The organism is Parasaccharibacter apium, from assembly GCF_002917995.1.
Classification (GTDB): Bacteria; Pseudomonadota; Alphaproteobacteria; order Acetobacterales; family Acetobacteraceae; genus Bombella; species Bombella apis.
Map to the genome: position 1 here is coordinate 28,273 of NZ_LMYH01000005.1, position 13,173 is coordinate 41,445.

The window sequence follows — 13,173 nt, forward strand, 5'->3', positions numbered from 1 at the left end:
GGCAGAATAAGGCTTTTTTACAAGAGAAGCCCATTTTGCGCCGGTACATGGCCATTCATTTGTACAGAGATGACAGAAAATGGACACGATCTGCCTTCTCTGCTAACAGGGGGCAATGTTCCGAGGGGTGCCTTCACCATACAAGGCTGAGAGGATGGGTCCGGCCCATCCAACCCTTTGAACCTGATCCGGTTCGTACCGGCGAAGGGACAGGAAAACAGCACGGAACGGGATGTCCCCGTCATCTCCCCTGAACTGACGCCTGCACAGCGAACCTTCACCATCGTGCTCCGAAGGCGAAGATTCCATGCGCTTGTTTTTTTCCAGCCACAAAAAGGCCCCTCTCTTTCTGCTCCTGTGCAGCCCCGGCTTGGCACTGGCAGACTCAGGAAAACCGACTCATCCGTCGGCGGCACACCACCACCCGGCCCAACAGCCTTCCCATGCCAGACCGGCCAAAGCCGTACAGGCCAAAAAGGTGGAATACATCACTACCCGGGCGGCCCCGGAAACCGTGCAGCGGGGCGGCGGGCTGATCCAGCCCCAGCATGGCACGCAAGCCATCAGCGAGGTGGGCCGGAGCTACATGGACATACAGGCGCCTACGGCCTCGGCCTTCCAGCTCGTGTCCGTCCTGCCGGGTGCCAATGTCATGACATCCGACCCCTTCGGCATCTCGCCCAACACCAACATCAGCGTCCGCGGCCTGAACGGTGATGCCCTGGGTTACGTGCTGGAGGGAATGCCGCTCAACGATGTTGCCTCCTATGGCGGGTACCCCAACCAGTTCGCCGATACGGAGAATTACAGCAAGGTCGGTCTCCAGCAGGGGTCAGCCGATCTGGATAGCCCGGTTCTCAACGCCGCCGGTGGGCTGATGAAGCTCTCTTTCCTCGACCCGTCCCTGAAGCCCGGTGGGCTGGCCTCCTTCTCCTACGGGTCCTTCAATACAAGGCGGGGTTTCATCCGGCTGGAGACGGGTGAGATAGGCCATAGCGGCGTGAGAGGCTTTGTCTCCTACTCCAACACACATGCGGATAACTGGCGCAGTGGCGGCTATGATACCCGCCAGCATATTGATTTCCGGCTGCTCAAAGAATGGGGGCAAGGCAATCAGGCCGGCATTCTGGGGTCATGGAACAGGGCCAATACCAGCTATTATCCCTTCACCTCCCTTGAGGACTGGAAAACCTACGGCACCCATAGCGGCAAACTGACCCAGCATTTCGAGCCCGGCGAGAACAGCACCAGTTACTGGCGCCTCTCCCGCGACCCGGAGGAGACGCTTTATGTCGGTGCGCCGGTACATCTGCACTTCAACCAGCGTTTCTCCTTCGACATCACCCCCTATGCCCAGCGGGCTTATGGCAACTTCCCCTCCGGCTCCACACTTTCCAGCACGGGGAACTATTACGGCACCCAGCCCGTCACCTCCCTGCCCGTGACGGACGGCCAGACCGTACGGGCCGACTACACCCAGCGCAGCTACCGCTCTGGCGTGAACATGGCCCTCCATGCCCGTTACAAATGGAACGACTTCGTCATGGGCTACTGGTACGACTATTCAGACGACAACGAACCACAACCCTTCACATCTGTCGGAAGTGATGGCTCTGCCGCCAATATCTGGGCGGACAAAAAACGCAGCCGCATCCTCATGCCGGATGGCAACCCCTATCTGGCCGGGAGCTTTCACACCATGTCCCAGACCAATGCCCTCTATGTGGGAGACCACATCTCCCTGATGCAGGACAGGCTGGTGATGGATATCGGCTTCAAAGAGGTCATGCTGCATCGCTGGGGAACCAATGACGTACCCGGGCCGCAGCGCAACATCTCCAGCAACAGGCAGGAGCCCCTGCCACGCTTCGGAATGCGCTGGAACTTCACGAAACAGGATCAACTCTTCCTCAACGTGAACACCAACTTCCGGACACCGGCTGTTCCCACTTATTACAACAGCTATGCCGGTGTGGATGCCAATGGCGTACCCAACGGTTCCATCAGTCAGGCCGGAACCAACCGCCTGAAGAATGAATATTCCGTCTCCGAAGAGTTCGGCTACCGCCGCACGGGAGACTGGCTGACAGCCAGCCTGACCTTCTTCAACTATAATTTCCGCAACCGGCAGGTACAGACCGGGGAAGCGAGCAACCCCAACATCACCACGACCATCAATGCCGGGAAACAGACCTCCCGCGGTGTGGATGTGGAGCTCGGTACACGCCCATGGCACCATATCAGCCCCTATGCGTCCTTCGAGTATCTCCATGCCACCATCGACAACAACATCGCCGCCGGGAGCGACATCCTGCCCACAGCGGGCAAAACAGCCGTCCGCAGCCCCCATTTTCAGGCAGGAGCAGGCCTGCGCTATGATGATGGGCACTTCTTCAGCATGATCTCCATGCATTACATGAGCCATCAATATTCCACCTTCATGAATGACGAGCGCATCCCTGCCATCATGACAGCCGACCTGACCCTTGGTTACCGCTTCAACAATGTGGGCTTCCTGCATCAACCCACATTGCGGCTGAACCTGAGCAACATCAGCAACCAGCGTTATCTCTCGGGCATCAACTCCACCACCCTGAATGCCCATGACACGACCGGCCTTCATGGCGGGCGGATCAGCGGCTCGGCCCCGGGCTATTATATCGGGGCCCCCTTCGCCGCCCTTGCCAGCCTAACGGCTGGATTCTGAGCATGTCGGCACGCCCTCTTGGTCTGGAAAGCGGTTACAATGGCTGCGTCTGGCCTCCCCTGACAGACGGTGACGTCACGGCCCTTCTGCCGCACTGGGGCGTCCGGCCCGCCCGGAATCCCCTCCTCTGGCACAGCCGGCGCCCCTTCTCCGCCTCGGCCATCGTGGCGCTGGAAGATGGGGGGCGGCTGTTCCTCAAACGCCACGGACGTGCCCTGCGCTCTGTGGAAACACTGACGGAAGAACACCGCTTCGCCAGCCATCTGGCAAAGCGGGGCCTGCCAGCCGCCGCCCCACTGCCCATGCTGGATGGCCGGACCGCCCTGGCCACGCCTGAGCATACCTACGAAGCCTTCCCCCTTTACACGGAGCAGGACGCCTATCGGGGGCTGGACTCATGGCGGCCCTATCACGACACGGCACAGGCGGCTTCCAGCGGAACACTTCTGGCACGGCTGCATCAGGCCAGCGAGGGCCATCAGGCCCCACCACGCCATGACCCACCCCTCATTTCCGCCCGGCATCCCCTGCTGGGCGACAGGCTGGCGGACAGCCTGATCCCGTGGATCACCCGACAGGAAGGGCTGACAGACACATATCCCCTCTCATCGCTGCAACGGGATGTCCTGCCCCTTCTGACCCCGTTCCATGAAGCCCTGCTCCCCCTGCTGCCAGAAGACCGCCCCCTCTGGGGGCATGGGGACTGGCACGGGGCCAACCTCCTCTGGCACAGGGAGAGTAATGGGCTCGTGGCTGCCCGTGCCTTCGATTTCGGCATGTGTGACCTGACCAGTGCCAGCTTCGACCTCGCCGTGGCCATGGAACGCAGCTTCATCAGCTGGCTGGCCCCGGATGGCTGCCCGACCGTGCATGAGGAGCAGCTGAGGGCCTTCCTGCACGCCTATGATGTCCAGCGGCCCCGCAGCCCTGCCGAGAAACGCCTCACCGCCTGCTGGCTACCCCTCTGCCACGTCACCTTTGCCCTTTCAGAGGTTGCCTATTACGGCCATGTCCTCGGCAACAGGAACGCCGCCAACATATCCCGGCGGGACTACCTCATCGGCCATGCACGCTGGTTCCAGACGGAGCGTGGCCGGGCCCTGCTGGCCATGCTGGAAAGAGACTGACCCATGACGGAACTGATCGCCGCACTGCTCAGTGCCTCCGGCGTCTGGCTGACAGCACAACGCCTCATGATGGGCTGGCCCATCTCCCTGCTGGCAACGCTCTTTTATGGCACGGTATTCTTCCAGGCCCATCTCTATGCAGACACGGTGCTGCAAGGTGTCTTCAGCATCGCCATCCTCTATGGCTGGGCCTTGTGGGCACGAGAAAAACAGGTCGGAGGGAACCTCCGCCACGATAGGCCATCCAGCCCGGCAGATGACCTGCCCGCCCGCCCTCTCGCCTTCAACCGGGCCATATTGGAGACGGGCTTCTTCCTGATTCTCTCCATTCTCTGGATTCTGTCCCTGCAACGCTGGAGTGACGACCCAACTCCTCTTCTGGATGGAGGGCTGAGCGGAGCCAGCCTGCTTGCCCAGCTCTGGACAGCCCGGCGCCACCGTGTGAGCTGGCTGCTCTGGTCCGGCATTGACGTGATCTATACGGGCCTGTTCATCAACCGCTCTCTCACCATCACGGCCCTGCTCTATGCCGGCTATACCGGCCTCGGCCTCTACGGCTACTGGAAGTGGAAACGCTGACCCCCCGAAACAGGCAGGACCGTTCCTACTGGTTCATCCGATCCAGCTCTTCCGGCGTGAGACGCTGGATGCGGACGGGTTTCCCGCTGGAATCATAATAGACGATGGCTGCCCCACGGCGTTCGCCATAGCCATCTGGCTGACCACTTTTCTTGCGGAACAGCAGGCGGTTCCGCTCGGGCTGCACGGTCACCTCATCACCCCGGGGAACAAAATGAAACATGCTATAATCGGCATGTACCCTGGGCAGGGACGAGCCGGGCATCGGCTTTCTGACAACCGAATCAGCCTCATCAGCCTGCGCAGGAGCCAGTCCGGCCACGCCCATCAGCATCATGCCAGTTCCTGCCAGCAGGCCAGCCTGTTTCATAAAACGCATATGCCGTCTCCCCTCGGCCCGACCCCTTACAGATGGCCGGGTGGTGTGTTTGATGTCCCCTGGCTTTTGCGGCTCCAGCCGCCACCCAGGGCACGATACAGCGTTACCATGTTCTGAAACCGTGCCGCCTCGACCATGATGCGGGTCTGCTGGGCCTGATAGAGCTGGCGCTCCTGCACCAGCGTGGTCAGGTAACTGTCGATGCCAGCATGATAGCGCATCCGGGCGAGATCGTAAGCCCGCTGGGCCTGTGTTTCCAGCACGATCATATGACTGTCCTGCCGACGGTATGTCTCCCGTGCTGTCAGCGCATCGGACACTTCCCGGAAGGCCGACTGGATGGCCTTCTGATATTCGGCAATGCCCTGCTTCAGCTTGGCCTTGGCCGTCCGCAGGTTCCCTTCATTGACACCCCATGTCAGCAGCGGGATGCTGATGTTGGGGGAGACGCCCCATGTCTCGGCCAGATGGCTGAACAGGCGGCGGAACTGGAGAGAACTGGTCCCCTCGCTCGCCGTCAGCGTCACACGGGGATAGAAAGCGGCCCGGGCCGCCCCGACAGAGGCATGGGCCCCCAGCAGGCTGTGCTCGGCCGCCATGATGTCAGGCCGCTGCTGCAACAGGTCGGACGGCAGACCGGCTGGCAGGTCGGAAATCATCGTCTGCCGTCCCATCGGGAGGGGCGGCGGCAGGTCTGCAGGCAGGGGCGTGCCGACGAGCAGCTGCAACGCATGTTCGTCATCCGCCACAGCCCTTGTTTCCTTCTCCTCGTCAGAACGGGCCTGCTCCAGCTCGGTCGCACTCTGGGCCAAGGTCAGGGCATCCAGCTCGCCATGATCATATTCCAGCTTGTTGAGACGCCATGTATCCGCCCTCGTACGGGCTGTACGGTGGGCGAGGTCCAGCAGACGCCGATCCGCCAGCCACTGGATGTAGGTGCTTGCCACCTGTGAGACGGTGGTGATCCACAGGTTCCGCAGATTCTCGACCGTGCCCAGCGTCTGTTCCTTCTGGGCCTGGCTCAGGTTGCGGATGCGTCCCCAGAGGTCGATCTCATAGGACGAAAACCCGATGGACGTCTGATAGAAACGCAGTGTGGACACCGATGTGCCAGACCCCGGTGCGAAGGCGAACCCGGCCGTATCGGACGGCCCCACATACTGTGCACCACCCCCGACTGAAATGGTCGGGAACAGGGCGGCATTCTGCACCTGATACTGCCCCTGTTCGGCCGCCACGGCGGCCATCTGGGCAGCAAGGTCCCGGTTGTTGGCAAGGGACAGACCAATAAGGGCCTTCAGCCGTGGATCGGTGAAGAAATCTTCCCAACCAAGATCGGACACCTGCTGATGGGCAGGCTGGCCCGGCCTGATCTCTGCATCCGCCGGGTAAGTCTGCGAGACGGCCGCATCCGGCCGATGATATTTCGGAGACAGGTTGCAGGAAGTCAGCAGCAGGCTGCCCAGCCCCATCATCCCTGCAAGAACGGCCCTGTTCCTGCCGTGCTGCTTCATGGTCATGCGTGATCTCCTTCCTGCCCTGCATGAGGCTGTTCCGAAAGCCGCCTGACCCTGAAGAGACGCAGCACAACCACAAAGAACAGCGGCACGAAATAGATGGCCAGAATGGTAGCGGTAAGCATACCGCCTACCACACAGGTCCCGATCGCCACACGGGAGGCTGCACCGGCACCCGTGGCAATAGCCAGTGGGAACACACCGCAGACGAAAGCTATGGAGGTCATCAGAATGGGACGCAGACGCTCCTGCCCGGCCTTCATGACAGCATCTTCCAGCGTGTCGCCCTGCTCATAAAAGGCCTTGGCGAATTCCACGATCAGGATCGCATTCTTCACGGCCAGCCCCACGGTTGTCAGAAGCCCGACCTGGAAATAGACGTCATTGCTCAGCCCACGCCAGAGTGTCGAACCGATGGCCCCCAGCACGCCCAGCGGCAGCACGAGCAGCACGGCAAACGGGATGGCCCAGCTCTCATACAGGGCAGCCAGACAGAGCAGGATCACAATGGCCGCCAGCGCATAAAGCGGCCCCGTAGCATTGCCGGACGCCAGCTGCTCAAAGGTCAGGCCCGTCCATTCATGCCCCACTCCCGGCGGCAGGGTCTTGATGATCTTCTCGATTTCCTCCACCGCACGGCCGGAACTGACCCCAACGGCAGGCACACCCTGAATCTCATAGGAATTCAGGCCATTATAGTTTTCCACCTTCTGCGCACCGAGAATCCAGTGGCCCGTGGCAAACGCATTGAAGGGTACCATGTCCCCCAGATTGTTGCGGACATACCAGCGGTTCAGATCCTCTGGCGTCATGCGGGAAAAAGGCTCACCCTGGATATAGACCTGCTTTACACGGTCATTGCGGGTGAACTGGTTGACGTAAATCGAGCCGAAGGCCCCCTGGATCGTCGTGTTGAGCTCCGCATTGCTGATGCCCTGTGCATTGGCCTTCTCACGGTTGAGGTCCAATACAAACTGGGGGGCATCTTCCAGCCCCATCGGGCGCACAGCGGACAGAAGCGGATTTTTGGACGCCGCTGCCAGAAGCTTGTTCCGGGCGGCAAGGAAGGCCTGATGACCGATATGGCCGTTATCTTCCAGCTCCAGATCGAACCCGGTGGCATTACCCAGTTCCATCACCGCAGGGGGGTTCAGGGCGTAAATCTGCGCTGCCGGATCCCCCCAGAAATGCCCCATGATTCTGTTGGCAATGGCCATGCTGGAATGTGCATAACCAGGCCGCTTGTCCCACGGTTTCAGCCTGATGAAGAACGCACCGGCATTCTGCCCCTGCCCGGCGAAGCTGAAGCCGTTCATGGTGAAGACGGATTCCACATCCCGGCCATAGGTCTTCAGCACGTATTCGGTGATGCGGTGGTTGACGGCCCCCATCTGCGCATCGGTTGCCCCAGCAGGCATGCTGACCTGCCCGAAAATGAGGGCCTGATCCTCGTCTGGCAGGAAGCCCGTCGGCACCTTCATGAACAGGAAGCCCACCAGCCCTGTCAGGGCCAGGAAAACGATCATGGCAGGGGTGCGGAAATGCAACATGCGGCGCACGCCACTGACATACCGTTTCGTCAGCCAGTCGAACCGCTCATTGAACCAGACTGCCGGACGGAAATGGACCTCATGTTTCATGGGTTTGAGCATGGTGGCACAAAGAGCCGGCGTCATGACCATGGCCACCAGAACGGACAGCCACATGGCCGCCACCACCGTGATGGAGAACTGACGGTAAATCACCCCGGTGGACCCGCCAAAGGCGGCCATGGGCAGAAACACCGCACTGAGGACCAGAACGATACCCACCAGCGCTCCAGAGATCTCATCCATGGATTCACGGGCGGCGTCCCGTGGGGAAAGGCCCTTTTCGCTCATCACACGTTCGACATTTTCCACCACCACGATGGCATCATCCACCAGCAGCCCCACAGCCAGCACCATGGCCAGCATGGTCAACGTGTTGATGCTATAACCCAGCACCGACAGGATGCCGAACGTTCCCAGCAGCACCACCGGAACAGCGATGGTGGGGATCAGGGTCGCCCGGAAATTCTGGAGGAAGACAAGCATCACGATGAAGACCAGCGCAATGGCCTCCAGCAGTGTCTCGATCACCTCCTCGATGGAGTGGGTAATGAACGGTGCCGTATCCAGCGGGTAGACGACCTTCAACCCCTTGGGAAAGAACTGCGACAGCTGGGCAATCTTCGCCCGGACGGCATCTTCCGTCACAAGCTGGTTGGCACCGGGGGCCAGCTTCAGGGCCATGGCCGTGGCCGGCCTGTTGTTGTAACGGGACGTGAAATTGTAGCTCTGTGCCCCCAGCTCAACGTGCCCGATATCTCTCATGCGGACCTGGCTGCCATCCTGCTGGACCTTCAGCAGCATGTTGCTGAACTGTTCCGGTTCCGTCAGGCGGACAGGGCCGATGATGTTGGCATCAAGCCCGATCCCCTTGCGGGCAGGCAGGCCGCCCAGCTCACCGGATGCCACCTGGATGTTCTGGCTCTGGATGGCACTCTGCACGTCACTCACGGTCAGGCCATATTTGTACAGCTTGTCCGGGTCCATCCAGATGCGCATGGCATATTCGGACCCGAAAAGCGTATGATCCCCCACACCGGAAATGCGGGACAGCGGGTCCATCACGTTGGACGCCACGTAATCCGAAATGTCCTTCCCGTTCATGCTCCCGTCCGTGGAGATGAAGCCGATGACGAGCATGAAGTTCTTGGCTGCCTTGGTGACACTCAGCCCCTGGCTGACCACCTCGGGCGGCAGACGGGGCTGGGCAAGCTGGAGCTTGTTCTGCACCTGCACCTGGGCGATGTCGGGATTCGTCCCCTGCTCGAAGGTCAGGTCGATCTCCATATGGCCGCTGCCATAGGACTGGGCAGACAGATACTCCAGATGGTCCAGACCAGACATCTGCTGGAGGATGGGCCGTACCACCGTGTTGTTGACTGTATCGGCCGAGGCACCGGGATCATCCACACTGACAGCAATCTGCGGCGGAGCAATGGTGGGATATTGGGCGATTGGCATCTGGGTGATGGACACACCACCCACAAGCATGATGATCAGCCCGACCACCCAGGCAAAGATGGGGCGGTCGATAAAGAAACGTGACAGTGACATGGGCCGTTACTCCATCCCCAGATCAGCCAGACTGACCTCATGGGGTCTGACCTCCCCTTCAGGATGAACTTTCTGCAAGCCCTCAACGATCACCCTTTCCCCATCCTTCAAACCTCTGGTAACCATCCAGCGGGCCCCAACTGTCTGCCCCAGCCCGACCATGCGCAGATGGACGTGATTCTGCCCATCCACCACCATGACATAAGGCTCACCCTTGGGCGTCCGCTGCACGCCAACCTGCGGCAGGAGCAGGGCATTCGGGTCGCTGCCCTCCTTGATGTGGGCATGGACGAACATGCCCGGCAGAAGCAGCTTGTCCGGGTTGGGCATGACAGCACGCATCACCAGCGTCCCCGTACCGGGATCGACCGTCACTTCAGAAAGTTTCAGCTGACCTGTCTGACCATAGGTGGAGCCATCTGGCAGTTCCAGCGTCACGGCGGCCTCGCTGCCGTTCCGCTCCAGCTGGCCAGATGCCAGCTCACGCCGCAGGCGGATCATGTCTTCTGCCGCCAGATTGACATCCACATAGATCGGGTCCAGCCGTGTAACCACGGCAATGGGGGTACTCTGATTGGCCGTGACCAGTGTACCTGCCGTGTAAAGCGTCCGGCCGATGCGTCCATCAATTGGTGACTGCACATGAGTGTAGTTGAGATTGACCTGGGCCGTTTCGACGGCGGCCTGTGCCTGCACCACCTCGGCATCCGCCTGACGGGCCGTAGCCAGCGCATTGTCATATTCCTGACGGCTGATGGCCCTGGGCCCGACAAGAGCCTTGTAACGCTTCAGCTGGGCATGGGCACGGATGGCGCTGGCCTGGGCCTCCATCAACCGCCCGCGGGCCTGGTCATACGCCGCCTGAAACGGTGCAATATAAATCTGATAGAGAGGCTGCCCGGCCTGTACGTCCTTGCCCTCCTCAAAGGTGCGGGAAACGAGCACGCCGCTGACCTGCGGGCGAATCTGTGCCTGTTCGTAGGCATCCGTCCGACCCGGGAGTGATGTTTCCAGCGGAACGCTCTGCCTGTGCAGTGTCATGACAGCAACGGACTGGGGCGGCGGTGCTGGGGGCGTTTTCTTCTGACATCCGGCCAGAACCCCAAAACCCAGCAGGGCCGTACTGCCATAAATGACCGTCTGGGACAGACGCACAGCCAGTTTCGGGCGGAACATGAGCATAAACGTGACGGCCTCTCTGAGGAATGGACATGGGGCAACAAAGCTACAGGCAAAAAAGACCGCCTGCACCATATCACGCCATGAAAAAAACGTAGTGGAAGAGGAAACTATCCAGTTTCCTCCCCGCCGGTCAATCCCATCCCTGCTCTCTTCTCACAAAAAGATCATGAAAACGGTCTCTTTTCATGCAGGGCTTGACAGACCCATGCCGGAATCGGGCACAAGACAAAACTTCTTCTTCCATCTCGCAAGGAGCGTGGTGCCATGCAGCCTCATGATGACACGGACCGCCGCAGCACCATTCTCCGGGTCGCCTGCACGCTGCTGCAACAGCAGGGCTACCATCACACCACGATGGACCATATCGCCCACCATGCAGGAATGTCGAAAAAGACGCTCTACCTCTTTTTCCCCTCCAAACGGAACCTGCTGGAACAGCTCCTGCTCTCCGAGCTTTTTGTCCCGCTTACCCCCTCCCCCATCCCGGAAACCGGGATGGAAGACCAGCTCCGTGCCATGGTGTTCCAGATGGCGGAAATTCTCCTCTGCGAAAAACGCCTCGGCCTGATGCGCACCATCATCGGTGAAACAAACCGTTCCCCCTCCATCCAGCAGCTCATGACAGAGCTCTTCCATAACGCCGGCAGCAAGACAAACATCCAGAACTGGCTTGAGGTACAGAAAAAGGCCGGACTGCTGCATTTTGGCAATGCTGCCGATGCCGCAGACCACCTTTTCGGCCTGACCATCGGCGGCCCCATCCTGTCCCGGCTTGCCCATTGCGGGCCGGCACGTGACAGGGAAAACCTGCACCATTATCTGGAAGAAGGACTCCGCATATTCCTGCATGGATGCAGCATCAGAGCCAGCATGACAGGCATGGCAGACCAGTAACCGCAAAATAATAGGTTGTTAAAAGTTTCTTTCCTTCCGCTGCGCATTGGCAAAGCCTTTAGTGTTAGTTATAGAATCTATTCGTAAAACACATGGCAGACCAGACGGAAGCGAAAAGGTATCACCCTGCCGGGCCATGGGCCTCCTAGACCGACCATTGCAGGATCATCGCATGACTACATCTCCCTCCGACCAGACCAGACCCAGACAGGCCAGCGCCACGGATGAAGGTTACCAGAAAGATCTGAGCCGGCGGCATGTGCAGATGATCGCCATCGGTGGAGCCATCGGCACCGGTCTGTTCCTGGGGGCGGGGTCCCGCCTCCAGATTGCTGGGCCGTCGCTGGCCATCACCTATGCCATCTGCGGTATCTGTGCCTTCATGATCCTGCGGGCCATGGGGGAACTGGTAATGTACCGGCCCAGCAGCGGCAGCTTCGTCACCTATGCCCGTGAGTTTCTTGGAGAAGGCGCCGCCTATGCGGCTGGCTGGTTTTTCTTCCTCAACTGGGCCATGACCGGCATCGTCGACATCACGGCCATTGCGCTTTACATCCATTACTGGCCGATATTCGGCCATATTCCCCAGTGGCTGATTGCCTTGGGAGCTCTGGTTGTGGTCGGAGCGGTGAACCTCACAGGCGTGCGGTACTTTGGTGAGATTGAATTCTGGTTCTCACTGGTAAAGGTCCTCACGCTGGTCATCTTTCTGAGCGTGGGCGGTTATGTCCTGCTGAGCGGCACGCACGTCGGCTCATACACGCCGGGTCTCCATCTCATTACCGAGTCCGGCGGCATCTTCCCGCACGGAGTCGTTGCCTCGCTGATGCTGATCCAGGGTGTCGTCTTTGCCTATGCTGCAACAGAGCTGATCGGCATTGCCGCCGGTGAGTGTGAAAACCCCCGCAAGGTCGTCCCCAATGCCGTCAACAGCGTGATCTGGCGCATTGTGGTTTTCTATGTCGGGTCTGTCGCCCTGCTGGTCTGCCTCATGCCATGGTCGGCCTACCATGCCGGAGAAAGCCCGTTCGTCACCTTCTTCCACAAGCTGGGCCTGCCTGCTGCTGACAGCATCATGAATTTCGTGGTGCTGACGGCCGCCCTCTCCAGCCTCAACTCCGGCCTGTATTCCACAGGGCGTATCCTGCGTGCCCTGGCCCTTGGTGGCTCTGCCCCACAGGCCATGAGCAAGCTGAACCGCAATGCCGTCCCTTATGTGGGGATCGGGGCAACACTCTTCATCTATCTCATTGGCGTACTGATGAATTATCTGTACCCCACGCAGATTTTCGAGATCGTGCTGAGCATCTCCTCTCTGGGGATTCTGGGGACATGGGCCACCATCCTGCTCTGCCAGCTGCGCCTGCACAGAGCCATAAAACAGGGGCGCATTGCCAGGACAGGCTTCGCCATGCCGGGAGCCCCCTATACAGGCTGGCTGACACTGGCCTTCCTGGTGATGGTCCTGATCATGATGGCTTTTGATTATCCATCCGGCACCATCACGGTTGGTTCCATCCCTGTTCTGGCCCTGATCTTCTATGGCGGCTGGCTGCTCCTGAAACGCAATGATGACGAGGCCGAGTCCTGAGGGACCCGGCATCCCGCCATCACACAAAACCCCCGGCAGAGCCTGAGCCTGCCG

Annotated in this window: 9 protein-coding genes and 1 riboswitch; of the genes, 5 read left to right on the forward strand and 4 right to left on the reverse strand. The window is 60.1% G+C overall.

The features are described 5' to 3' along the window. Positions 1-113: 113 nt before the first annotated feature. A riboswitch (TPP riboswitch) is annotated at positions 114-228 on the forward strand. A 79-nt stretch (positions 229-307) separates the two neighbouring features. The 3 genes from ASO19_RS02505 to pnuC are packed head-to-tail and all read left to right on the forward strand — an operon-like array spanning position 308 to position 4,413. Then, on the forward strand, positions 308-2,707 hold the full coding sequence (locus ASO19_RS02505) for a TonB-dependent receptor (RefSeq protein WP_103765323.1): 2,400 nt from the start codon (positions 308-310) through the stop codon (positions 2,705-2,707). Positions 2,708-2,709: 2 nt separating this feature from the next. Then, positions 2,710-3,834: a phosphotransferase enzyme family protein gene (locus ASO19_RS02510; protein ID WP_103765324.1), complete on the forward strand. Its 1,125-nt coding sequence runs from the start codon at positions 2,710-2,712 to the stop codon at positions 3,832-3,834. Between the two features lie 3 nt (positions 3,835-3,837). Further along, entirely contained in the window at positions 3,838-4,413 is a 576-nt protein-coding gene (gene pnuC / locus ASO19_RS02515; RefSeq protein ID WP_103765325.1) for a nicotinamide riboside transporter PnuC, read from the forward strand. 25 nt (positions 4,414-4,438) lie between these two features. Here pnuC and ASO19_RS02520 read toward each other — a convergent pair whose 3' ends face one another. From ASO19_RS02520 to ASO19_RS02535, 4 genes are read right to left on the reverse strand one after another with little or no spacing between them, the layout of a single operon-like run. Beyond that, positions 4,439-4,792: a hypothetical protein gene (locus ASO19_RS02520; protein ID WP_052349007.1), complete on the reverse strand. Its 354-nt coding sequence runs from the start codon at positions 4,790-4,792 to the stop codon at positions 4,439-4,441. A 26-nt stretch (positions 4,793-4,818) separates the two neighbouring features. Beyond that, positions 4,819-6,306, reverse strand: coding sequence for an efflux transporter outer membrane subunit (locus tag ASO19_RS02525; protein WP_143539876.1), 1,488 nt, complete (start codon positions 6,304-6,306; stop codon positions 4,819-4,821). A gap of 2 nt (positions 6,307-6,308) precedes the next feature. Next, positions 6,309-9,452, reverse strand: a complete 3,144-nt coding sequence (locus ASO19_RS02530; protein WP_086442237.1) for an efflux RND transporter permease subunit — start codon at positions 9,450-9,452, stop codon at positions 6,309-6,311. Positions 9,453-9,458: 6 nt separating this feature from the next. Continuing rightward, positions 9,459-10,634, reverse strand: coding sequence for an efflux RND transporter periplasmic adaptor subunit (locus ASO19_RS02535; RefSeq protein ID WP_081562571.1), 1,176 nt, complete (start codon positions 10,632-10,634; stop codon positions 9,459-9,461). 264 nt (positions 10,635-10,898) lie between these two features. Here ASO19_RS02535 and ASO19_RS02540 point away from each other — a divergent pair, with 264 nt between their 5' ends. Together ASO19_RS02540 and ASO19_RS02545 are read left to right on the forward strand one after the other, a co-directional pair. After that, positions 10,899-11,528, forward strand: a complete 630-nt coding sequence (locus tag ASO19_RS02540) for a TetR/AcrR family transcriptional regulator (RefSeq protein WP_103765326.1) — start codon at positions 10,899-10,901, stop codon at positions 11,526-11,528. A 172-nt stretch (positions 11,529-11,700) separates the two neighbouring features. After that, positions 11,701-13,119, forward strand: a complete 1,419-nt coding sequence (locus ASO19_RS02545; RefSeq protein ID WP_103765327.1) for an amino acid permease — start codon at positions 11,701-11,703, stop codon at positions 13,117-13,119. The last annotated feature ends 54 nt before the right edge of the window (positions 13,120-13,173 follow it).

Bases quoted from the DNA above. Each gene is read 5' to 3' on its own strand.
- ASO19_RS02530 (WP_086442237.1), bottom strand. From the start codon at position 9,452: ATGTCACTGTCACGTTTCTTTATCGACCGCCCCATCTTTGCCTGGGTG.
- ASO19_RS02510 (WP_103765324.1), top strand. From the start codon at position 2,710: ATGTCGGCACGCCCTCTTGGTCTGGAAAGCGGTTACAATGGCTGCGTC.
- ASO19_RS02525 (WP_143539876.1), bottom strand. From the start codon at position 6,306: ATGAAGCAGCACGGCAGGAACAGGGCCGTTCTTGCAGGGATGATGGGG.
- ASO19_RS02535 (WP_081562571.1), bottom strand. From the start codon at position 10,634: ATGCTCATGTTCCGCCCGAAACTGGCTGTGCGTCTGTCCCAGACGGTC.
- ASO19_RS02540 (WP_103765326.1), top strand. From the start codon at position 10,899: ATGCAGCCTCATGATGACACGGACCGCCGCAGCACCATTCTCCGGGTC.
- pnuC (WP_103765325.1), top strand. From the start codon at position 3,838: ATGACGGAACTGATCGCCGCACTGCTCAGTGCCTCCGGCGTCTGGCTG.
- ASO19_RS02520 (WP_052349007.1), bottom strand. From the start codon at position 4,792: ATGCGTTTTATGAAACAGGCTGGCCTGCTGGCAGGAACTGGCATGATG.
- ASO19_RS02545 (WP_103765327.1), top strand. From the start codon at position 11,701: ATGACTACATCTCCCTCCGACCAGACCAGACCCAGACAGGCCAGCGCC.
- ASO19_RS02505 (WP_103765323.1), top strand. From the start codon at position 308: ATGCGCTTGTTTTTTTCCAGCCACAAAAAGGCCCCTCTCTTTCTGCTC.